The following is a 21,235-nucleotide window of genomic DNA, read 5'->3' on the forward strand; positions in this document are numbered from 1 at the left end:
TTTCCTCTCCTCCTTTGATTTCTCTGCCTGCGTTTCTCGTCAGGGGAACGTCTTGGACAGGATGACCAGCGTCGGGTCTCCCTCGAAGGGTTCGGGCTTGAAGCCCTTCTCGCGTTCAAGTTCGATCGCGGCGTGATTGTCGCGGCTCTCGATCGCGATCACCTTGCGGCAGCCGCGCTCGCGCGCCTGGGTGCCGAGGAAATCGAGCATGGCCCAGCCCACGCCCTTGCCGCGGTGCGAGGCGCTGACCGAGATCGCGATCTCGCCGGTCTCCATCGGCCCGTCGCAAGCGAGCAGGCCCGAGGCGACCAGTTCGCTCGTCTCCTTGTTGAAGCCGAGCCAGGACTCGGTGCGGAAATGGTCGGCCTTGACCAGCGGCGCGAGCTGGTCCGCACTCACATGCGCGGCGGCAGCGAGAAAGCGGAAGCGCCGGTCCTCGGCGCTGACGCGGTCGAAAAAGGCGGTAAGCAGGCCGATGTCGTCCTCGGTGGCGGGACGTACGTCGATCTCGATGCCCGAGCGGGTGGGAAGGGTGGTGGCGGTGATCGTGGACATGATAACTGCTCCGATGAGAAGGGAGATGGCGTTACCTTAGGCTCCGTGTCCCGGCCGTACCTTGATCGAAATCAGGGGCACGGCCGGGGACGGGAGCGGTGTGTAGGCAGGGACCGTCAGGTCATCCGTCGATGTTCCTGCGGAAGGTCTCGGGCAGGAACAGCAGGCCGATGACGACAGTGGCTGCCGCGACGACCACGGGATACCACAAGCCATAGTAGATGTCCCCGGTGGCAGCGACCATCGCGAAGGCCGTGGTCGGCAGGAAACCGCCGAACCAGCCATTGCCCAGGTGATAGGGAAGCGACATCGAGGTGTAGCGGATACGGGTCGGGAACAGCTCGACGAGCATCGCGGCGATGGGGCCGTAGACCATGGTCACCAGCAGCACGAGATAGAACAGGATCGCGACGACCTTGACCTTGTCCATCTGCGCCGGGTCGGCCTTTTCGGGGTAGCCTGCACTGGCGAGCGCAGCGCTGATCTGGCCCTGGTAGGCCGTGATCGCCTCGGCGCGGGTCGCACCGGCGAGCTTGGCCGGATCGGGCGCGGGCAGAGACTGGCCGCCGATCGAGATCGCAGCGATGGTGCCCGCCGGTGCCTCGACGTTCGCATAGTTGATGCCGTTCTTGGCGAGATAGGACTTGGCGATGTCGCAGCTCGAGCTGTCGAACTTGTTCTTGCCGATCGGGTCGAACTGGAACGAACACTCGGCCTCGCTGGCGGTTACCACGACCGGTGCGTTGCGGGTCGCGGCGGCGAGAGCGGGGTTGGCTGCGTTAGACAGGGCGTGGAACGCCGGGAAGTAGCTGATCGCGGCGAGCACGCAGCCGCCAAGGATGATGTACTTGCGCCCGATGCGATCAGACAGCCAGCCGAAGAAGACGAAGAACGGCGTGCCCAGCGCAAGCGCGATGGCGATGAGGTAGTTGGTCGTCGCCCCGTCCACCTTGAGGATCTTCTCGAGGTAGAACATCGCGTAGAACTGGCCGGTGTACCAGACCACGGCCTGACCCGCGACGGCACCGAAAAGCGCGATCAGCACGAACTTGAGGTTGCCCCATTCCCCGAAGGCTTCCTTGATCGGGGCCTTGGAGGTCGTGCCTTCCTCCTTCATCTTCTGGTAGACCGGGCTCTCGTTGAGCTGCAGGCGAATGTACATCGAGACGATGAGCAGGATCGCCGAGAGCAGGAACGGCACGCGCCAGCCCCAGCCCGAGAAGGTGTCCTCGCCCATGCCCGTGCGCACGCCCAGCACGACCAGCAGTGCGGCGAAAAGGCCGAAAGTGGCGGTGATCTGGATGAAGCTGGTGTAGAGCCCGCGCTTGTTCTCGGGCGCGTGCTCGGCAACGTAGGTCGCCGCGCCGCCGTACTCACCGCCCAGTGCAAGGCCCTGGATGATGCGCAGCGTCACGAGGATGATGGGAGAGGCGATACCGATGGTGTCGTAGCCGGGCAGGAGGCCGACCGAGAAAGTCGAGATGCCCATCAGGCCCATGGTCACGAGGAAAGTGTACTTGCGCCCGACGAGGTCGCCGACCCGACCGAACACCAGTGCACCGAAGGGGCGCACCGCAAAGCCGGCCGCGAAGGCGCCGAGCGCGAGGATGAACCCGGTGGTCTCGTTGACGCCCGAGAAGAACACCCGCGAGATGAAGCTCGCGAGCAGTCCGTACAGGTAGAAGTCATACCATTCGAATACGGTGCCGAGCGAGGAAGCGGTGATGACCAGCTTCTCGCGGCCGGTGGCCTTGTGATGTCTTGGCAAGGCTTGGTAGCTCGTGGCCATTGCACTCTCTCCCGGTTGTGGCCGGCGCCGCTGCGGGCACCGGGTGTTTGCTTGGTTATGCCGTCAGAACCTGTACTTTGCAGCGAATTCCATGCGATCGAGGCTGCCGTCCGCGCCCGAGACCGTCTCGCGCACCGCGTGGCGGTACTCGACACCGAAATCGAGCTTGTCGGCAGGGCTCCAGAAAAGGTTCGCCGCCATGCTCCACGCGCGCTTGTTGGCAAGGCCGTTGACGACGATGGCGTCGGGGTAGTCGGCATCCTGATACCCGGCCATGAAGGTCGAGCGCAGCTTGTCGCTCCAGCCCAGCTTGAGGGCGGCGAAGGCGGCGAAATTGTCGACCACCGCGAGCTCCTCGCCGAATGCGGGCAGCACTGCGTCGGCGACGTAGCCGAGCCCGAGATAACGACCGATGCCCTGGCCGTAGGTGACCATGAAGCGCAGGTCGTGCCGGCCTTCGGGGCCGAAGGGCACGATGCCCGACCCGGAGAGGCCCCAGCCAAAGGCGCTGTCGGAAAGACCGCCCTGCTGGACCCTGATCTCGCGCGCGACACCCGCCAGGACGAAACTGCCGAGCCCGGGCGTCCAGTTGATGCGGCCCACTAGGTCTGGCATGCGGTCATCGTCGAGATCGGCAAAGCCTGCACTGTCGCCGACCAAGGCCTCGGTCTGCGGGTTCTCGATGGCGACCGCAAAGGAAAGCTGGTCGGCCACCTTGTGCGTATAGCGGACCATGGCCTGGCGGTTGAACACGGTGCCCTCGGTCGGCCCGACGAAGTCGGTGGTCTCGGGCAGGGCGGCAACATTCTGGAAGGTCGACCATTCCTGCCCGATGAGCAGGTTGCCGTACTTGATGAAGCCGCGGCGGAAAGTGGGCACGTAAGGGTTGGTGGCGCGCTGCGCCCCCGGCGGCGCGGTGGCGAGACCGAAGTCGAACTCGATGTAGCCCGACAGCTCGCGGCCCTCGAGCGGTGTGCTCGCACCCATGGTGATGCGCGTCTGGCGCGCATGCATCATGAAGTCCTGACTCTTGGCGCCATCGCCGACCGGGATGTGCTGGGGCAGGTAGAATTCCTTGCCGAGTGCCCCGGGAGCCACGTCGCCCGAGCTCCAGCGCGAGGCGATCGCGTTGACGCGGACGTAGCCGCCCAGCTTGAAGGTGGTCGCGCCCACGTCGAAGCCGTCCTTGCCGGACGCCGAAGCTGCGGCGGGAGCAGCATCCTCGATCCGGGCAACGCGGGTAACCGCGTCGGCGCTCTGGGTCTGTGCGGCAGCCAGTGCGCTGCGGGTTTCGCTTTCGGCACGCTGCTGGTCGGCACGGGCGCGGGCAAGGTCCTCGCGCAGCAGCTGCATCTCGGCCTCGAGACGTTCGAGGCGCGCTTCGAGCTGTGCTTCTCGCTCGCTGGCCGACGTGCTCTGCGCCAGCGCGGCTTGCGGTGCCACCAGGCACGTCGCTCCTAGCAATACGCCGATCAGGCGCCGCGGATGCGGGGTCATAGTCCTCTCCTCCTCTCGACCCCGGCCTGCTCTTTGACGCGATGCGGCGACGCGCTGCGCTGGCAATGCTCAAGGTCGTGCCTATGTTCAGGGAGAAGCGTGGGCCGGGCCATCCCGACCTTGGTGATGGTCCTACGACCATTGTCTAATGTCCCCCGGCATTCGCTATTGTGCTAGGAGCAGGTCAAACCCGGAAACATCCGGATGCATTGACCCGGAGAGGAGAAATTTATGGTCGAGGCCCTCTATCCCGTTCCCGTCGAATGGGCGAAGGATGCGCTTGTCGACGAGGCCCGCTACAACGAGATGTACGCGCGGTCGGTCAGCGATCCCGACGGGTTCTGGCGCGATCAGGCGCAGCGCATCGACTGGATCAAGCCGTTCAGCGTGGTCAAGCAGACCAGCTATCACGAGGCCGACTTCGGCATTTCCTGGTTCACCGATGGCACGCTCAACATCGCGGCCAATGCGCTCGACCGCCATCTCGCGACACGCGGCGATGACATTGCGATCATCTGGGAGCCCGACAGTCCCTCGGATCCCGAGCGGCGTATCACCTATCGCCAGCTCCACGAGGACGTGTGCCGTTTCGCCAACCTGATGAAGTCGCGCGGGGTTAAGAAGGGCGACCGGGTCACCATCTACCTGCCGATGGTGCCGGAGGCCGCCGTTGCGATGCTCGCCTGCGCGCGCATCGGTGCGATCCACTCGATCGTATTCGCCGGCTTCTCGCCCGATGCGCTGGCGGGACGTATCGTCGACTGCGACAGCTCGATCGTGCTGACCGCCGACCAGGGCCTGCGCGGCGGCAAGAAGGTGCCGCTCAAGGCCAACGTCGACGAGGCGCTCGAGGATTGCCCCGGCGTCGATACGGTGATCGTGCTCGCCCATACCGGCGCCGACGTGCCGATGGCCGAAGGGCGCGACATCGATTGGCGCACGGGCGTCGCCCAGCAGTCTGCCGACTGCGCGCCCGAGGAGATGAACGCGGAGGATCCGCTGTTCATCCTCTACACCTCGGGTTCGACCGGCAAGCCCAAGGGCGTGCTGCACACGACAGGTGGCTATGCCGTCTGGGCCTCGATGACCCACGAATACGTCTTCGACTACCGTCCGGGTCAGATCTACTGGTGCGCGGCCGACATCGGCTGGGTCACGGGCCACTCCTACGTCGTCTACGGACCGCTGATGAACGGTGGCACCACCGTGATGTTCGAGGGCGTGCCCAGCTTCCCCGATGCGAGCCGCTTCTGGCAGATCGTCGACAAGTATCAGGTCGAGATTTTCTACGGTGCACCGACCGCACTGCGCGCGCTGATGCGCGAGGGCGACGACTACGTGAAGGCCACAAGTCGCAAGAGCCTGAAGGTGCTCGGCTCGGTCGGCGAGCCGATCAATCCCGAGGCATGGTCCTGGTACTACAACGTGGTGGGCGAAGGCCGCTGTCCGATCGTCGATACCTGGTGGCAGACCGAGACCGGCGGCGTGATGATCACCCCGCTGCCCGGCGCCACCGCGCTCAAGCCTGGGTCTGCCTCCAAGCCGATGTTCGGTGTGCGTCCGATGCTGCTCGACAACGATGGCAAGGAAATCACCGGGGCGGGCGAGGGCTGCCTCGTCATCGCCGATAGCTGGCCGGGCCAGATGCGCACCGTCTGGGGCGATCACGAGCGCTTCTTCCAGACCTATTTCTCGACCTTCAAGGGGTACTACTTCACCGGCGACGGCTGCCGCCGCGACGAGGATGGCTACTACTGGATTACCGGGCGCATCGACGACGTCATCAACGTCTCGGGCCACCGCATGGGTACCGCCGAGATCGAGTCCGCGCTGGTGGCGCACCACAAGGTCGCAGAGGCAGCAGTCGTGGGCATGCCACACGAGATCAAGGGGCAGGGCATCTACGCTTTCGTGACCACCAATGCCGGGGTCGAGGCCGACGAAGATCTGCGCCGCGAACTCATCAAGTGGGTTCGTCACGAGATCGGCCCGATCGCCACGCCCGACGTGATCCAGTTCGCGCCGGGCCTGCCCAAGACCCGCTCGGGCAAGATCATGCGCCGCATTTTGCGCAAGATCGGCGAAAACGACTTTTCCAGTCTTGGCGACACCTCGACGCTTGCCGATCCCTCCGTGGTCGATAATCTGATCGAGAACCGCCCGCAGCCCGCAACGGCATAAGGGCGTAACGTCCAGAGAAATATGCCGCGCACGATCATCATTGCCGACGACCACCCGCTCTACCGCCAGGCGCTCTCGCTCGCGGTCGAGCGGGTGGCGCCGGATGCACGGGTGATCGAGGCGGGCACGCTGGCCGGCGCGGTGCAGGCGCTGTCTCAGGCAGACGAGCCAGCCCTTGTGTTGCTCGATCTCAAGATGCCCGGTGCCGTCGGTTTCTCGGGCATTGCCCTGCTTCATGCCGAAAAGCCCGCGGTGCCGATCCTCGTCGTATCGAGCGCCGAGGGCGCATCCGCCGCAGAGGAGGCGAGGAGTTTCGGCGCGGTCGGCTTCCTGCGCAAGGACAGCGATCTCGAAGTAATCGAGGCTGCGGTCGCCTCGGCGCTCGGTGGCAGCAGGCGTATCGAGAGCGGTACCTGCGCGGAGGCAGACCAACCCGATCATGGGCGTGTCGCAGACCTCACCCCGACCCAGACCAAGGTCCTGCTCGCGGTGCTCGACGGCCAGCTCAACAAGCAGATCGCGCACGAACTGGGCGTCAGCGAGGCCACGATCAAGGCGCACATGACCGCGATCATGCGCAAGCTCGACGTCACCAACCGTACCCAGGCGGCGCTGGTCGCGCGCTCAATGGGGCTCCACCTCCAGCACTGAAACCGAGGCGAGGAAGGCCTCGATCACCTCGGGTGCGACCGGTTTCGCATAGGCGCGAATGCCCAGCGGATCGGTGAGGGGACGTATCTGTGCGAGCGGCTCTGCCGTGAGGATCGCCGCCGGCAGGTCGGGGCGCTGATTGCGCAGGGCCTTAATGAGCGCAATCCCGTCCTCACCGTCATCGAGCCTGAAATCCGCAAGCACCGCGTCGACGATGGCGGCGTGGGCGAGCGCACCCTCGATATCGTTTTCGCCGAGCGCGGTATGGCCCATACGCTCGACCAGCGCCGCCGTCGCCTCGACGATACGGCTGTCGTTGTCGACCACGAGGATGGTGAGGGCGCGTGGTTCAATCGGTCCGGAGACGGGTAACCGGCCCGGCTTCGCGTCTCGTCGGGGGACCGCGTGCAGTTCGGGCAGGAGCAGGCTGAAGCGTGATCCGCGCCCTGCGTTGGAGGAGACTTCGATCCGTCCGCCCAGCAGGCGCACGATCCGCTCGACGAGGGCAAGACCGAGGCCGAGGCCTTCGGCATCCACGCTGCCAAGACGCGTGAATTCTCCGAATATCTCCTGCGCCTGGCTTTCATCGAAGCCGACGCCGGTATCGACCACGTCGATGCGCAGCCAGTCGCCGCGTCGCCGGACGCCGACGACGACCCCGCCCTCGCGGGTGTAGCGCAGGGCGTTGGAGAGGAAATTCTGCATGACCGAACGCAACAGCCCCGGATCGGTCTCGACCCACCCGCGGACCGGGCCGATGTGCAGTCGCAGTCCCTTGGCCTCGGCGCTGGGGCGGAAGCTTTCGGCCATGTCGGAAAGGAACGGGGCGAGATCGACCGGCTCGGGCTCGGGGGTCACGCCGCCCGCGTCGATACGCGAGATGTCGAGCAATGCGCGCAGCAGTTCCTCGGCGGCCACGATGGCATTGTCGACGCGCGCGATGAGGGCCTTTTCCGCCTCGGGTGCGCTGCGCGCAAGGGCTGCGGAAAACAGGCGTGCTGCGTGAAGCGGCTGGAGCAGGTCGTGGCTTGCCGCTGCCAGAAAGCGGGTCTTGTCGCGCGTGGCCGCGGCGAGCAGGCGGTTGGCTTCGCGCAGTTCGCTGGTGCGCTCCTCGACGCGCTGCTCGAGCTGGGCGAGGGTACGCTCGAGTTCTTCGCGGGCATGTGCCTCTCCGGTCACGTCGGTAAACGACATGACGTAACCGCCGCCGGGCATCGGGCCGCCCACCGTCTTGATCACGCGCCCGTCCTCGCGGCGGCGCTCGAAGCTGTGGTCCTGCCGTGCGCGCAAGTGCTCGAGGCGCCGGGCGATACTAGCCTCGATGTCGTCGCAGCCGAAATCTCCGCGCAGGGCATTGTGGCGGATGAGCTGCTCGATCGGAATGCCCACGCGCAGGAGCCCCGGTGGATAGGCGAGTATCTGCTCGTAGCGCGCGTTCCAGGCGATGAGGTTGAGCTCGGCATCGACAACGCTGATACCGGCGTCGATGTTCTCGAAAGTCGCGGCGAGCAACTGGCGCGAGAAGCGCAGCGACTGGCCGCCCTCGTCGAGCAGGCGGGTGACGTCGGTCAGGTCCATGCGGCCACTTGCCAGCGCAGAGGCGACCAGCATGCGCGCCGAAGAAGCCCCGACGACGCTGGCAACCAGAGCCTGCGCGCGCTGGGCCGAGGCCCTGTCGACAAGCTCGGCATGGTGCGCGGGCGGAAACTCGAGGAGTGCGCGTTCCTGCCCCACGAAACTGGCAACGAATTGCTGCAGCTCGCCCAGATTGGTGACGCGGCGAGACGTGGCGAAGAGGCGCGGCAGGCCAGGTGCGGGCATCTTGCGCGCGGCGAACACCGCGTAGAGGGCAAGGTTGAGGCCAAGGCTCCAGCTGACGCCATGAACGAAGGGCGTCGTCTGCCCGACCCCGAACAGGCGGTTGGGGTCGAGCGTACTTCCAACCAGGCTCGCCAACCAGTCTGCAGGAAGAATTGGGGGAAGCGCGAGGGTGTAGGCCCAGAGTCCAAGGCCGAGCGCAAGGCTCACCCGCGCGGCAAGCGGATCGCGGCCGGTGCCGGTTGCCGCAAGCACGAGGTGGGGCGTGAACTGCGCCATGGCCGCAAAGGCAACCAGCCCCATCGAGGCGAGCGACTGGTCGTGCCGGATCAGCAGTGCGAAGCTCAAGGCCAGCGCCATGATGCCCACGATGGAGAACCGGCGCATCGCCAGCATCCGCCGCCCGATCTCGCCGGCACCGGGGCCGGTTTTGACGCGCAGCACGGCCCCGGCGAACAGGTCGTTCGAGACCATCGTCGCCAGCGCGGTGGTGTCGACGATGGCCATCGACGCGGCCGCGCCGATACCGCCGAGCAGGGCGGCTGCCAGCGCAATGTCCGAGCCGGCCCATCCGGGGAGGCGCAGTACGTAGAGATCGGGGTCGGTGCCGCCCGGAAGCAAGGTCTGGCCAGCCAGTGCAATCGGGACGATCAGCGCGACGATGGCGACGAGATAGAGCGCGAGGCCCTTGCGTGCGCGCGGCAGGTCATCCTGCGAGCGTGCTTCGACCAATCCCATGTAGAACTGGCGCGGAAGCGCGACGATGGCGAAGACCGAGACCAGCAGGATCACGGCCACCTCGAGGGTGAGGTTCTGCGGCGCGAACTGACCGGCAAAGGCCTGCATCCCCTGGGCAAGGCTGGCAGGCGGCGCTGCGAAGAGCAGGGCCATGGCAAGGACGGCCACTACCGCGAGGGCGGCCAGCTTGACCAGCGAATCGAGCGCCACGGCATAGAGCAGCCCTTCGCTGCGCCCCGCCAGCTCGAACCGGCGCGCACCGAACAGAACCGCAAACAGCGCCAGGATTGCCGCAGCAGCGATCATCGCAGTGCCATCGACAGCACTTTGCGAAACGATCGCGAGGGCATTGCCGATCGAGCGCAACTGCAAGGCCAGATAGGGAATTGTGCCCGTGAGCGCGATGATCGTGACCAGCCGCGCCACCCAGACATCGTGACCAAAGCGCGCGGCGATGAAGTCGGAGACCGTTGTCGCGCGTTCCTGTGCCACCGCTTCGGCCAGCTTGCGCAGGAAGCGCGGGGCGAGCAGCAACAGCAGGATCGGCCCGAGGTAGATCGGCAGATATCCCCATCCCGCGCGCACGGCGGTCCCGGTCGAACCATAGAAGGTCCAGCTGGTACAATAGACGGCAAGGGCGAGCGTATAGGCACGGTGGCGACGTTGTGGCGAGAACGCGGTCTTGCGCTGCTCGACCCAGGCCGCGACGGCAAACAGGCACAGCCCGAAAGCCAGAACGGCAACAATCGCGGTGAGAAGGCTCATCCGTGCCCGCCCCCGTTCCTGCCCGAAACTACGTTCCGGTGACTTTGTCGCCTCGTGACCACGGCGCCCATTCTAGCATTGCCCTCTCTCTCGCAGGCCAGTCCTACGTCTAACTGTGTAAAATGCCTAGCACCTGTCCACCTCGGGCCCAGCCAATCTTCCCCCAATCGGCAGCCCCTGGGCGCCAGCGCGATATGCTATGCCGCTGCGATTGACGCTGGCCCGGCGTTTTCCTAAGCGCGCTTGCATCATCAACCCACGGGGTGTCCTGGCGCTGTCAGGGCTGAGAGGCGCATCGCGGCACAATCCAGTGTCGAGTCCGCAAACCCGCGAACCTGATCCGGTTCATGCCGGCGGAGGAATAGGGACCATGCGACGAAAAGCCGCACTCCATATCGCACGTACACCTGTCATTTTCGCGGTGCTTTGCGCCGGCCTCTCGGTGGGCTTGCCCACTGCCGTCCGGGCCGCTGAAGCAGCCGGTGAGGACCCGATCATTGTCACCGCGCGCGGCCGTCCCGAAGCACAGATCGCGGTGCCCGACACCGTGACCGTGTTCACGCAGGACGACATCGCGCGCCGCAGACTGACGACCGTCGACGACTTCATAGCCCAGACCCCGGGCGTGTTCATGATCAACGATCAGGACCCGGGCACCAACATGATCACGGTGCGCGGCGTCTCGACCAACCGCAACCAGTCGCCCTCGATCGCCTATGTCGTCGACGGACTGGCCCTCGCCGATTCCGAGCTGTTCACGCTACACACTTACGACGTTGCCCGCGTCGAGATCCTGAAAGGTCCGCAAGGCGCGCTCTTCGGTCGCTCGGCCTCGGGAGGCGCGGTCGACATCGCCACCAACGATCCCACCGACGAGGCGGGCGGCATGGCCTCGATCGGCATCGGCAACGGCTTCACCTGGACCGCGGACGGCGTGGTCAACGCGCCTGTCTCCGAGCGCGTCCAGCTGCGCCTCGCGGGTTCCTACCGCAACTCAGACGGCTTCATCCGCAACAGCTACCTCGACAAGAAGGTCGACGGCTTCATCAGCCGCAACCTGCGCCTCAAGGCGAGGATCGAGACCTCGGAGACGAGCACGCTGAAGCTGCGCCTCGCTTGGGCTAACGAGGAAGGAGGCGCGGCCTACATCTCGTCGGAGAACGTCACCGGACGCAACGGGGGTCGCCTCTCGGGCACGATCCTGACCGATCCCCAGGGCGACTTCGAGGGCCGCTTCGCGCGCGAATGGTGGGGCGCGCAAGCGACCTTCGAACAGGAACTGGGCGATGCGCTGATGCTCAGCTGGTCAGGCGGTTACGACAACTACCACAAGGACTTCTCGGAAGAGCTCGACTTCCGCCACGACACGCCCGTCACACTGGACGGCCTTGCGCTGTTCCCGGATGGCATCCAGCCCATCTCGCAGCCGGTCGACATCGAGGCATGGACCAGCGAAATGCGCCTGACCTCGCGCGGGGCCGGACCGCTGCGCTGGCACGCGGGCTTCTTCTTCCAGCGCCTCGAGCGTGACCGCACCGACGAATTCGGTCCGCTCCTGTTCGGCGCCGAGGCGCAGCGCGCAGAGACCCGCTCGAACCAGATCGGGCTCTTCGCGCAGGTCAGCTACGACGTGCTGCCGACGATCGAGGCGACGCTGGGCCTGCGCTACGACCGCGACCGGCGCAAGGAAGACACGGTCGGCGCCGACAGCGCGACGATCTACGCCCGCCGCGCGCAGACCTTCGACAAGTGGCAGCCCAAGATCTCGCTCGCCTGGCACCCCTCGCAGGACTTCACCGGCTACGTCACCGGCAGCGTGGGTTTCAAGTCGGGCGGCTTCAACCCGCTGCCCGGCGCCTCGGACGTATGGAGCGCGAACTTTGCCGCCGAAACGGTCAAGTCGCTCGAAGCAGGCGTCAAGGGCCGCCTCGTCGATGGCCGCGTGCGCCTCGCGATGGCGGGCTTCGTGACCGACTACAGCAATTTCCAGAACACCGTGTTCCTGGGCAATTCGGTGGTGCTTTCGGTACCCGAAGTGAACGTCCACGGGCTCGAGGCATCGGCGCAGGCCGATCTCGGCCTCGGCTTCAGCCTCGATGGCGGCGCGGCCTGGACGCATAGCCGCGTCGGCCGCTACACCACGCCCAACCCGACGCCCGAACCTGGCGAGCCCGACGTGCTCGACCTCACCGGCAATCGCACCCCCAACGCCCCCGACTGGACGCTGAACGGCGGCATCGGGTGGCAGGGCGATGCCGGACCGGCGCTGATCGACGCGCGCCTGAGCGTCGCTTACGTCTCGCGCGTGGACTTCGAAATCGACAATATCCTGCACACGCCCGGCTATGCCTCGGTGGATGGCAGGATCGGCGTGGATCTGGGTGCCTGGAGCCTCGAGGTCTGGGCGAAGAACCTGTTCGACAAGCGCTGGGCGATTTCCGCCTTCGGTCAGCAGCAGTTGCCACTGCTCCTTGGCCTGGGCCCCGACGGCCCCTACGACAGCTTCACGATCAACACCGGCCGCCAGTTCGGCCTCGGTGCCACGCGCCGCTTCTGATGAAGGACCAGCCCATGAGCTTTTGCGACACGATCTGGCAGGAGCTCGCGCCGCTGCGCCGCGCGATCCTCGACCAGCCCTTCCTCGCCGAACTGGCCGATGGTTCGCTCGCGCCCGAGAGCTTCCGGCACTACATGCTGCAGGACAGCCTCTATCTCGCCGAGTATGCCCGCGCGCTGGCAATCGCCTCGGCGCGCGCGCCCACGGCTGCGGGACGGCTCGAATTCTCCGACGGCGCCAAGGTCGCGGTGCAGGTCGAACAGGCGCTGCACCAGGCGTTCTTCGCCAAGTTCGAGGTCACCCCTGAAATGGCGCAGCAGGCCGAGCCGACGCCGGTGTGCCTGGGCTATACCAGCTACCTTCTGAGCCTTGCCGCGACGCGCAGCTACGAGGAACTGATCGCGGGGATCCTGCCGTGCTTCTGGGTCTACTGGGAGGTCGGCTGCGACATCAAGCCGCGCGCCACCTCGCCCAATCCCTATGCGCCATGGATCGACACTTACGCCGATCCCGGCTTCGGCGAGGCGACCGCACGTGTTCGCGCACTGGTCGACGAGGCCGCCGCCAGCGCTACCCCGGCAACCCGCGCGGCCATGGCCACCGCCTTCCGCAACGCCACGCGCTACGAGTGGATGTTCTGGGATTCGGCCTACCGGCGCGAGACCTGGCCGGTCTGAGACGCCACTTCCCGCCTTCGTCTTGAACCGGAGGTTGGCGGACAGAATGGCAAAATTGCCGGGTAGGGTGACCTCTCAAGGACAGTGCAAAACATCTCGATTTCGGGCGTTCTTGCACCAGCTGACTGAGGACACCCTAAAGCCGGACAGAACTGGCGTCGTGGCCGAGAGACATCGGATCGGTGTTTTGCATTCCTTGCCCCTGCGCCTGACAAGGTCATTTCAGTGACCGGACGAGATCCGCCTTTTTTCGGTCACGTCGATCTGCACCACTCGCCCTTCATGGACGGTCAGCGATACACTCCCAAACTTGAGGTCGCTGAGCGCCGTGCGCACGGTCGCAAGGCTGAGGTCGAGCGACTTCTCTGCATCGTCCAGCGTTGCCGGGCGAGAGTTACGCGAGGACGTCATGTCGTTTTCCTTTCCGATCCGTCGACAAGGTGAAGGCAGCGAGGGCGGATACGGATCGTATCACCCGCAGAGGGCGGTGCGTGACGACCGTCGGCATCGAGTTCGATGAGCTCTGGAAGGTCTTCGCTATGGGCTTCGACCCTCCAGAAGCCTCCCTTGCGGAAGACATTGGCAACCCTGACCGGATGACCCAGACTTCCTTCCTCCTCAATCTCGATGTCATGCGGACGAACGAGGCGACCGCCGGGCAGGCGCGTGCTCTCTCCGACGAAGCGGGCCACGAAGGGACTGGCAGGGGCCATGTAAATCTCTTCCGGCGAGCCGGTCTGTTCGATCTTGCCTTCATCCATGACCACGACCCGGTCAGCCAGTTCCAATGCTTCTTCTTGGTCGTGGGTCACGAAGATCGTGGTAAGGCCCATCTGCTTGTGAAGTTCGCCGAGCCAGCGCCGCAGGGTCTTGCGCACTTGGGTGTCGAGCGCGCCGAAGGGTTCGTCGAGCAGGAGCAACTGCGGCTCGGTTGCGAGAGCGCGAGCGAGGGCGACGCGCTGGCGTTGGCCGCCTGAAAGCTGGGCAGGATAGCGTGCACCAAGCCCGCCCAGCTGGACGAGGTCCAGCAGGTCTTCAGCGCGTTTCCTGATGGCGGTGCGTGAGGGGCGCTCGCGACGCGCACGCACCGCAAGACCGAAACCCACATTGTCGACAATCGTCATGTGCTTGAAGAGCGCGTAGTGCTGGAAGACGAAGCCGACCTTGCGTTGGGCCACTTTCAGGTCGGTGACGTCCTCCCCGTTGAAGCGTACCGAGCCGCTCTCTGGAAACGCCAGCCCGGCGATGATGCGCAGCAAAGTCGTCTTGCCCGAGCCCGACGGGCCCAGCAGCGCGAGGAACTCGCCGTCGCGCACGGTCAGATCGATGTTCTTGAGGACGCTCTGGCCCCCATAGCTTTGGGTGATGCCGGAAAGTTCGATCATTCAGGCGTTCCTTCGTGAGTGATGCTGGAAGCGCGCCTCGACCAGGGTCTTGAGGACAAGCGTGACGAGGGCAAGGCCAGCCAGCAGAGAGGCGACCGCGAAGGCGGCGACGAAGTTGTATTCGTTATAGAGAATCTCGACGTGCAGGGGCATCGTATTGGTCAGTCCGCGCAAGTGTCCGGAGACGACCGAGACTGCGCCAAACTCTCCCATCGCACGCGCATTGCACAAGAGTACACCGTAGAGCAGGCCCCAGCGCACGTTGGGCAAGGTCACGCGCAGGAAGGTCTGCAGGCCGGACGCGCCAAGCGAGAGCGCTGCCTCCTCGTCATCGCGCCCCTGTTCGAGCATCAGCGGGATCAGTTCGCGCGCGACGAAGGGAAAAGTCACGAAAACCGTCGCGAGAATGATCCCGGGCACCGCGAAGACAATCTGGATGTCGTGGCTATCCAGCCAGGGGCCGAGCCAACCCTGCGCGCCGAACAGCAGCACATAGACGAGTCCGGCAACCACAGGCGAGACCGAGAAGGGAAGGTCGATGAAGGTGATCAGCAGACTGCGTCCGCGAAAATCGAACTTGGCGATCGCCCAGGATGCAAACAGGCCGAAAACAACGTTTACCGGCACGGCGATTGCGGCGACCGTGAGGGTCAGGCGCATCGCGCTCAGTGCATCGGGTTCGACGAGTGCTGCAGTATAGGCCGCGAGCCCGTGCCCGAACGCCTCGACGAAGACGATGACCAGCGGAAGCAGCAGGAACACTGCGAGGAAGGCGAGCGTGGCGAGGACGAGCAGTTTCGCGTTCGTTGGAAGAGGGCGCGGGCTCATCGCATGCTCCTGCGCCGGCTCCAGGCCTGGATGAGATTGATGACCAGGAGCATGGCAAAGGCAGCCACCAGCATGACGGTGGCAATAGCGCTCGCGCCGGCATAGTCGTACTGCTCGAGATGCGTTACGATCAGCAAGGGGGCGATTTCCGACTTGAACGGCATGTTCCCCGCGATGAAGATGACCGAGCCGTATTCTCCGAGCCCGCGGGCGAAGGCGAGAGCGAAGCCGGTCAGAAGCGCGGGCATGAGCTCGGGAAGGATAATACGCAGAAAGACCTGCGCGGGACGGGCGCCGAGCGTAAGCGCGGCTTCCTCGATTTCGCGGTCGAAGTCTTCGAGAACAGGCTCGACCGCGCGCACGATGAAGGGCAGTCCGATAAAGATCAGCGCGAGTGTGATCCCCGCCGGGTTGTAAGCTAGCGAGAGGCCGAGCGGCTCTGCGAACTGCCCGATCCAGCCATTGCCTGCGTAGATCGCGGTCAGTGCGATACCGGCAACGGCAGTGGGAAGCGCGAAAGGAAGATCGACCAGCGCGTTGACGATCCTGCGCCCCGGAAATGCATAGCGCACGAGCACCCAGGCGGTGAGCATGCCGAACAGGGCGTTGACCGTGGCCGCAACGAACGAAGTCGCAAAGCTGATCCGATAGGTTGCGAGCGCACGCTCCGAGAAGGCGACGCGCACAAAGCCCTCCCAACCCATTGCATGACTCGCGACGAAAACAGTGCTCAGCGGGATGAGCACGATCAGGCATAGCCAAGTCAGGGTGAGGCCCATGGTCAGCCCGAAGCCCGGCAATACCGAAGTGCGCCGGCGATATTTTCGCGGTCCGGCATTATCGGTTCGCCCGGGTGCAGGCTCCGCGTTAAAGTCGAGCACAGCGGAGGTGATCATGTCCATCGCACTACCGGCCGCCGTGCGGCTGGGCGTAGATGCGATCGAAGACGCCGCCATCGCTGAAAAACTGCTTCTGCGCCTTCGTCCAGCCGCCGAATGCACCGTTTATCGTGACGAGATTGAGCGTGGGAAATTGCGCCGCGTATTTCTCGGCAATGGTCTCGTCTATGGGCCGATAGTGGTTGCGCGCGATGATCTCCTGAGCCTCGGGGGTGTAGAGGTATTCGAGATAGGCCTTCGCCACCTTTGCTGTTCCGTGCCGGCGCGCGTTGCCGTCGATCACCGTAACGGGTGGCTCGGCGAGGATCGACAAGGAGGGGGTGACGATGTCGAAGCGCCCCGCGCCCAGTTCCTCGCGCGCTAGATAGGCTTCATTCTCCCATGCAAGCAGCACGTCGCCGATGCCGCGCTCGACGAAAGTGGTCGTGGCCCCGCGGGCCCCGCTGTCGAGAACAGGCACGTTGCGATAGAGACGGGTCACGAAGTCCCGCGCCCCGTCGTCGGAGCCTTCCGAGGCTGCCCGACCATAAGCCCAGGCGGCAAGGAAATTCCAGCGCGCCCCGCCGCTCGTCTTCGGATTGGGGGTAATGACGGCGACGCCGGGCTTCACGAGGTCGGCCCAATCGTGGATGCCCTTGGGATTGCCCTTGCGTACGAGGAACACGATGGTCGAGGCGTAGGGCGCGCTGTTGTGCGGCAGGCGCGCCTGCCAGTCTTCGGGCAGCTTGCCCGGTGCGCGCTGTGCGATTGCGTCGACATCGTAGGCCAGCGCGAGGGTGACCACGTCCGCCGCGAGGCCGTCGATGACCGCGCGAGCCTGCTTGCCCGACCCGCCATGGCTCATGCGTATCGTGACGTCCTGCCCTGTCTGCTCCTTCCACCGGGTCCTGAAATGCGGGTTCAGTTCATCATATAGCTCGCGGGTCGGGTCGTAGGAGACGTTCAGCAGCTCGATCGCCTTGCCGGGTTCGTCACTGCCCGATTGGGTGCAGGCCGAGAGAAGCAGCGGAGCCAGAAGCAGGGTCGCCGCGCGCCAGGCGCGCAAGCGAGTGGTCATGCCGGGGGCAGGTGTCATGGTGCGGTCTCCTGATGGCCTTCCCTCCGCCCGCGTGGACGGAAAAGCGAGGGCGACTCGTTACCGCATTAATCCTATCGGAGAAGTGGGGATTGTAAAGCTGCGAAAGTGAATGGCTCAGCCGGCACGGCGTTCCGGTGCGGCGAACGCAGGGTCCTGTCCGTCGCGAAGGGCATCGGCGATGGTCCGCGATTCAAGGACTTGGCGGCTTGCCTCGTAGGAGCGTGCCAGTTCGCGGCGGATCAGGCAGCGCGCCTCGTTCTCGCAATCCTCGCACCGGCGATAGGCATTGCGTGACAGGCACGGCAACGGGGCCAGCGGACCGTCGAAGATCCGCAGGACTTCGCCGAAGCTGATCGTATCCGCCGGACGTAGCATGACATAGCCTCCGGCCTTGCCGCGTCGGCTCTCGAGGATGCCCGATTTCTTGAGGTCGAGCAGGATCTGCTCGAGAAACTTGTGCGGAATGGCATGCGTCCGCGCGATCTCGGTGCTGGTCAGGGCCTCGCCCTCAGGCCGGGCGGCAACCGCGAGAAGCGCGCGCAGGGCGTATTTGGCTTTGTTCGAGATCATGACCTACGCTTGCTTCCCTATTGCAGAACTGGACATTTACGGCGTCGCGGCGCGCAATTCAACTAGACCATGGTTCCCAGCGCAAGCAGCGCGACGAGAAAGCTCAGGACGAGCAACGGCGTGCCGAAGCGGGGGAAATCGCGGAACCTGTACCCGCCGGCCCCCATGACCACGGCATTGTTGTGGTGGCCGAAGGGTGTGAGGAAATCGAGCGAGGTTCCAATCGCGACGGCCATCAGCAAGGGTTCGATGGCGACCCCCGTACGCGCGGAGATGCCTGCTGCGATCGGACTGAGGACGACGGCGGTGGAAACGTTGTCGATGAAAGGCGTAATCGCGATAGCCATGAAAAGGACTAGCGCGACTACGCCGAGTGGCTGGCTTTCGGGAAGCCAGGCAACGATGGCGTTGGCGATGACCCTTGCCGCGCCGGTCTCCTGGACGGCCACGCCGAGCGGGATCATGCAGGCCAGCAATATCACGATCGGCCAGTTCAATTCCTGCAGAGCGGCGCGCAGGTTCAGGCAGCGCGTGGCGGCGAGAAGCAAGACCACTGCGCCAAAGGCGATCTCCGTGGGCACGAGTTCCAGCGCCGAAGCCAGCACGCCAGCAGCGAAGATGATAACCCCTGTCGCAGCCCGCACGTTGAGGCGGGGAGGGCGATGGCGCGAGAGCGGCAGGAGCGCGCCTTCGGCAAGCGTTGTACGCAAGGCGTCGCGATCGCCTTCGAGGATGAGGACGTCGCCAAGACCGATCTGAAGGTCGGCAAAGCGGCCCTCGACGCGGTGGCGGCGACTGGCAAGACCGACGACGCGTACCGCCTGTTCGGCGAAAAGACCAACGTCACCGATCCGGGAGCCCAACAGGAAACTGTCCGGCATGACCACGGCCTCGCTGCGTTCGCGGGCAAGAGCCGGACCGCCGAGCTTGAGTGCGCCTTGTGCGCAGAGTTGCTCGACCAGTGCGAAGTCCGCTTCGATCAGCAACATGTCATCGCTGGTCAGCACGATGTCCGTGCGGCGAGCGAATACGTGGGCGCCGTTTCGCACAACACCATGGACGTGGATTTCGTGGCGCGCCTCGACCTCGGGCAGGTGCAGGCCTGCTACTGACGATCCCCGAGGAACCTGCACTTCGACGAGGAAGCTGGCAGGGCCGGCCTCGGTGACCGGCGAGGGGCCAGCCAGTGCTCGCAGCATGCGCGGACCCGCGAAAGCGAGCCATGCAAGCCCGACGAGCACCACAGGGAGGCCGATCCTTGCAAGGCCGAAGAAGCCCATGCCGGCGCCTGTTTGCGAGACCATCCACTCGTTCACCACGAGGTTCGCGGGTGTCCCGGTCAGCGAGCAGGTACCGCCCAGCAAGGTCGCGAAGGACAGTGGCATGAGCATGCGTGCAGGTGGAATGCCGAGCCGGGCACAGACCGAGAGAGTCACTGGAAAGAAGAGTGCCAGTGCGCCGATGTTGTTCATGACCGCAGAAGTCGCCGCGGCGAGGGTGCAAAGTATCGCGAGTATCGCCATCTCGCCGTAGGCCCTGGAAACGATGCGGCGCGCAAAGCTGTCGATCACACGGGATTGCGCGAGTGCGGCCACCACGAGCAGAATTTCCGCAACGGTGATGACCGCAGAATTGCCAAAGCCGCTGAAAACAGACTGAACCGGTACCAGTCCCAGTGCGAAAGCTACGGCAAGGCCGGCCATGGCGATCAGTTCGACGCGGAAGCGTTCGAGCGCATAGCTGACGACCATCGCTGCGAGGATGCCGAGAATTGCCCATTGTGAAAAGGTCATGTCTTAACACCCACGTGATGTGATCGCGCTAGCTCTTGACGTGCATGGCTGGCAAGCAAAACCCGTCTTATCCTGATAAATTTGATGGGCTATTGCCACGATACCGCGCGAGGGCCTTGTTCTCCCCCGGCAACGCAGTTTCTGTCACTCGGGGCGGGTCAAATGTGTGTCGATGGAATTGCACACGTTCTGCCGCAGAGGTGGCACGTATCGCGGATCAAACGCGGGCTTTGTGGGATCGGTCTGAAGAAAACGCCAGAAGTGGCTTGACCTTATCCCTACTAGATTGATAGAGATTGATTCGTAACGAGGCGGCTGGCCGGTCCGCCTTGCAGAATTGGTTCCGGCCCGCGGCATTTGATCGGGATGCAGCTTGCTCCGCGTAACCAACAGCTAAAGCGCGCGATGCTCGGGCGACAACGCCAGGCCTCGTGTTCCCCTCAACCTACAAAATGAGGCGATGCGATGCACAGCACTTTCAGGACACGTCAGGCCAATAGCGAACAGGTGGCTCTCCATTCGGGGCAGACACTCTCGCCCGTCCTGTCGATTGGCGCAGGCTTGCTCATTCATGCGGCATGGCCGTGAAGGAGGCGGCGATGCGTACGAACGAGAAGCTTCCATCAGAGCCAGTCTTGCTCACGTTACCGGGTATCGACAACAGCGGTCCTGGTCACTGGCAAACCATCTGGGAGCGCGAGCGCTCCGACATGCACCGCGTGCATTTCGGCTCCTGGAACAATCCGGAAAGAGACAGCTGGGTGCGCCGTCTCAATGCGGCAATTGCGGCGGCCGGAAGGCCGGTCGTTCTGGTCGCCCATTCGCTGGGTTGCCATGCGGTAGCCTGGTGGAATGCAAGTGAGCCGACCCTGGCATCGCAAGTCGCCGCAGCGTTTCTGGTCGCGCCGCCAGACGTGGAGCATGCACCGATCGATCATCGACTGCAGCCATTCGGACCGGTCCCGCGCAAGCGCCTTACGTTCCCCGCGCTGGTCGTGGGAAGCCGCAACGATCCCTATGCGAGCTACGGCCATGTCCGGGCGATGGCGCGGATCTGGGGAGCTCGCATCGTCGATGCCGGCCCCATGGGGCATATCAACTCGGATTCGGGCCTGCTCGATTGGCCTTATGGCAAGTATCTGGTTCGCCGTCTGATCGAGGCTGTGACGCCTTCGCCATTACCCCTGCTTGCCTCGGGTGCCGTAGCCACCATGCAAGGACAAGGAATCGGCACCCGCGCTCCGCGATAGCGCCCGATCCCATAATACCGAAAGCCAACGCTTCTGAAATGAGGCGGGAGAGTGCGCGTGCATATCCCGCCTTGTCCCACCTCCGATCCCGTCATCCGCGTATCCGGGCCGGTCCGGCAAACCGCCGCGCCTGCGTCGGCGCGCAACCACTGAACGTACGACCAGGCAGACCGGACGGCCGGACGCATGGGGTCAATCAAAAGG

The 21,235-nt window shown here is 64.9% G+C and carries 16 protein-coding genes and 1 riboswitch; of the genes, 5 read left to right on the forward strand and 11 right to left on the reverse strand.

Annotated elements, in window-relative coordinates:
• Positions 1–39 precede the first annotated feature (39 nt).
• From I5E68_RS09500 to I5E68_RS09510, 3 genes are all read right to left on the reverse strand, one after another.
• On the reverse strand, positions 40–555 hold the full coding sequence (locus I5E68_RS09500; protein ID WP_197163213.1) for a GNAT family N-acetyltransferase: 516 nt from the start codon (positions 553–555) through the stop codon (positions 40–42).
• A gap of 121 nt (positions 556–676) precedes the next feature.
• Entirely contained in the window at positions 677–2,344 is a 1,668-nt protein-coding gene (locus I5E68_RS09505; RefSeq protein ID WP_197163215.1) for an MFS transporter, read from the reverse strand.
• Positions 2,345–2,407: 63 nt separating this feature from the next.
• On the reverse strand, positions 2,408–3,841 hold the full coding sequence (locus tag I5E68_RS09510) for a DcaP family trimeric outer membrane transporter (RefSeq protein ID WP_197163217.1): 1,434 nt from the start codon (positions 3,839–3,841) through the stop codon (positions 2,408–2,410).
• 231 nt (positions 3,842–4,072) lie between these two features.
• On the opposite strand from I5E68_RS09510, the gene acs reads away from it, so the two are divergent.
• Together acs and I5E68_RS09520 are read left to right on the forward strand one after the other, a co-directional pair.
• Complete coding sequence (acs, locus tag I5E68_RS09515) at positions 4,073–6,022, forward strand: acetate--CoA ligase (RefSeq protein WP_197163218.1); 1,950 nt, start codon at positions 4,073–4,075, stop codon at positions 6,020–6,022.
• A 21-nt stretch (positions 6,023–6,043) separates the two neighbouring features.
• Positions 6,044–6,673, forward strand: a complete 630-nt coding sequence (locus tag I5E68_RS09520; protein WP_197163219.1) for a response regulator transcription factor — start codon at positions 6,044–6,046, stop codon at positions 6,671–6,673.
• Here I5E68_RS09520 and I5E68_RS09525 read toward each other — a convergent pair.
• The gene (locus I5E68_RS09525) at positions 6,647–9,994 is read right to left on the reverse strand and encodes a hybrid sensor histidine kinase/response regulator (RefSeq protein WP_197163220.1); all 3,348 of its coding nucleotides are present in this window, start codon (positions 9,992–9,994) and stop codon (positions 6,647–6,649) included. The two genes, I5E68_RS09520 and I5E68_RS09525, sit on opposite strands and share 27 nt — an antisense overlap.
• Positions 9,995–10,243: 249 nt before the next feature.
• Positions 10,244–10,373, forward strand: a riboswitch (TPP riboswitch).
• Between I5E68_RS09525 and I5E68_RS09530 the strand changes: the two genes are divergently transcribed.
• Entirely contained in the window at positions 10,365–12,551 is a 2,187-nt protein-coding gene (locus tag I5E68_RS09530; RefSeq protein ID WP_197163221.1) for a TonB-dependent receptor, read from the forward strand. It overlaps the preceding riboswitch by 9 nt.
• A 14-nt stretch (positions 12,552–12,565) precedes the next feature.
• Positions 12,566–13,228 (forward strand): TenA family protein, encoded by a 663-nt coding sequence (locus tag I5E68_RS09535; RefSeq protein WP_197163222.1) that lies wholly within the window; start codon positions 12,566–12,568, stop codon positions 13,226–13,228.
• A gap of 222 nt (positions 13,229–13,450) precedes the next feature.
• Here I5E68_RS09535 and I5E68_RS09540 read toward each other — a convergent pair whose 3' ends face one another.
• The 7 genes from I5E68_RS09540 to I5E68_RS09570 form a co-directional block, all read right to left on the reverse strand.
• On the reverse strand, positions 13,451–13,639 hold the full coding sequence (locus tag I5E68_RS09540; protein WP_197163224.1) for a YezD family protein: 189 nt from the start codon (positions 13,637–13,639) through the stop codon (positions 13,451–13,453).
• Positions 13,636–14,613, reverse strand: coding sequence for a sulfate/molybdate ABC transporter ATP-binding protein (locus I5E68_RS09545; protein WP_197163226.1), 978 nt, complete (start codon positions 14,611–14,613; stop codon positions 13,636–13,638). The genes I5E68_RS09540 and I5E68_RS09545 overlap by 4 nt, the downstream gene beginning before the upstream one ends.
• Positions 14,614–15,441, reverse strand: coding sequence for a sulfate ABC transporter permease subunit CysW (cysW, locus tag I5E68_RS09550; RefSeq protein WP_197163228.1), 828 nt, complete (start codon positions 15,439–15,441; stop codon positions 14,614–14,616).
• On the reverse strand, positions 15,438–16,337 hold the full coding sequence (gene cysT, locus I5E68_RS09555; RefSeq protein ID WP_197163230.1) for a sulfate ABC transporter permease subunit CysT: 900 nt from the start codon (positions 16,335–16,337) through the stop codon (positions 15,438–15,440). Before cysT ends, cysW begins: the two co-directional genes overlap by 4 nt.
• Positions 16,338–16,347: 10 nt before the next feature.
• On the reverse strand, positions 16,348–17,415 hold the full coding sequence (locus I5E68_RS09560; RefSeq protein ID WP_228726914.1) for a sulfate ABC transporter substrate-binding protein: 1,068 nt from the start codon (positions 17,413–17,415) through the stop codon (positions 16,348–16,350).
• A gap of 117 nt (positions 17,416–17,532) precedes the next feature.
• Positions 17,533–17,988 (reverse strand): RrF2 family transcriptional regulator, encoded by a 456-nt coding sequence (locus I5E68_RS09565; protein WP_197163232.1) that lies wholly within the window; start codon positions 17,986–17,988, stop codon positions 17,533–17,535.
• A gap of 62 nt (positions 17,989–18,050) precedes the next feature.
• Positions 18,051–19,781, reverse strand: coding sequence for an SLC13 family permease (locus I5E68_RS09570; RefSeq protein ID WP_197163234.1), 1,731 nt, complete (start codon positions 19,779–19,781; stop codon positions 18,051–18,053).
• Positions 19,782–20,380: 599 nt separating this feature from the next.
• On the opposite strand from I5E68_RS09570, the gene I5E68_RS09575 reads away from it, so the two are divergent.
• A complete protein-coding gene (locus tag I5E68_RS09575; protein WP_197163236.1) occupies positions 20,381–21,031 on the forward strand; it encodes an RBBP9/YdeN family alpha/beta hydrolase in 651 nt (216 codons plus the stop codon).
• Positions 21,032–21,235 lie beyond the last annotated feature (204 nt).

This window comes from Novosphingobium aureum, assembly GCF_015865035.1.
Taxonomy (GTDB): Bacteria; Pseudomonadota; Alphaproteobacteria; order Sphingomonadales; family Sphingomonadaceae; genus Novosphingobium; species Novosphingobium aureum.

Bases quoted from the DNA above. Each gene is read 5' to 3' on its own strand.
- I5E68_RS09500 (WP_197163213.1), bottom strand. From the start codon at position 555: ATGTCCACGATCACCGCCACCACCCTTCCCACCCGCTCGGGCATCGAG.
- I5E68_RS09505 (WP_197163215.1), bottom strand. From the start codon at position 2,344: ATGGCCACGAGCTACCAAGCCTTGCCAAGACATCACAAGGCCACCGGC.
- I5E68_RS09510 (WP_197163217.1), bottom strand. From the start codon at position 3,841: ATGACCCCGCATCCGCGGCGCCTGATCGGCGTATTGCTAGGAGCGACG.
- acs (WP_197163218.1), top strand. From the start codon at position 4,073: ATGGTCGAGGCCCTCTATCCCGTTCCCGTCGAATGGGCGAAGGATGCG.
- I5E68_RS09520 (WP_197163219.1), top strand. From the start codon at position 6,044: ATGCCGCGCACGATCATCATTGCCGACGACCACCCGCTCTACCGCCAG.
- I5E68_RS09525 (WP_197163220.1), bottom strand. From the start codon at position 9,994: ATGAGCCTTCTCACCGCGATTGTTGCCGTTCTGGCTTTCGGGCTGTGC.
- I5E68_RS09530 (WP_197163221.1), top strand. From the start codon at position 10,365: ATGCGACGAAAAGCCGCACTCCATATCGCACGTACACCTGTCATTTTC.
- I5E68_RS09535 (WP_197163222.1), top strand. From the start codon at position 12,566: ATGAGCTTTTGCGACACGATCTGGCAGGAGCTCGCGCCGCTGCGCCGC.
- I5E68_RS09540 (WP_197163224.1), bottom strand. From the start codon at position 13,639: ATGACGTCCTCGCGTAACTCTCGCCCGGCAACGCTGGACGATGCAGAG.
- I5E68_RS09545 (WP_197163226.1), bottom strand. From the start codon at position 14,613: ATGATCGAACTTTCCGGCATCACCCAAAGCTATGGGGGCCAGAGCGTC.
- cysW (WP_197163228.1), bottom strand. From the start codon at position 15,441: ATGAGCCCGCGCCCTCTTCCAACGAACGCGAAACTGCTCGTCCTCGCC.
- cysT (WP_197163230.1), bottom strand. From the start codon at position 16,337: ATGATCACCTCCGCTGTGCTCGACTTTAACGCGGAGCCTGCACCCGGG.
- I5E68_RS09560 (WP_228726914.1), bottom strand. From the start codon at position 17,415: ATGACACCTGCCCCCGGCATGACCACTCGCTTGCGCGCCTGGCGCGCG.
- I5E68_RS09565 (WP_197163232.1), bottom strand. From the start codon at position 17,988: ATGATCTCGAACAAAGCCAAATACGCCCTGCGCGCGCTTCTCGCGGTT.
- I5E68_RS09570 (WP_197163234.1), bottom strand. From the start codon at position 19,781: ATGACCTTTTCACAATGGGCAATTCTCGGCATCCTCGCAGCGATGGTC.
- I5E68_RS09575 (WP_197163236.1), top strand. From the start codon at position 20,381: ATGCGTACGAACGAGAAGCTTCCATCAGAGCCAGTCTTGCTCACGTTA.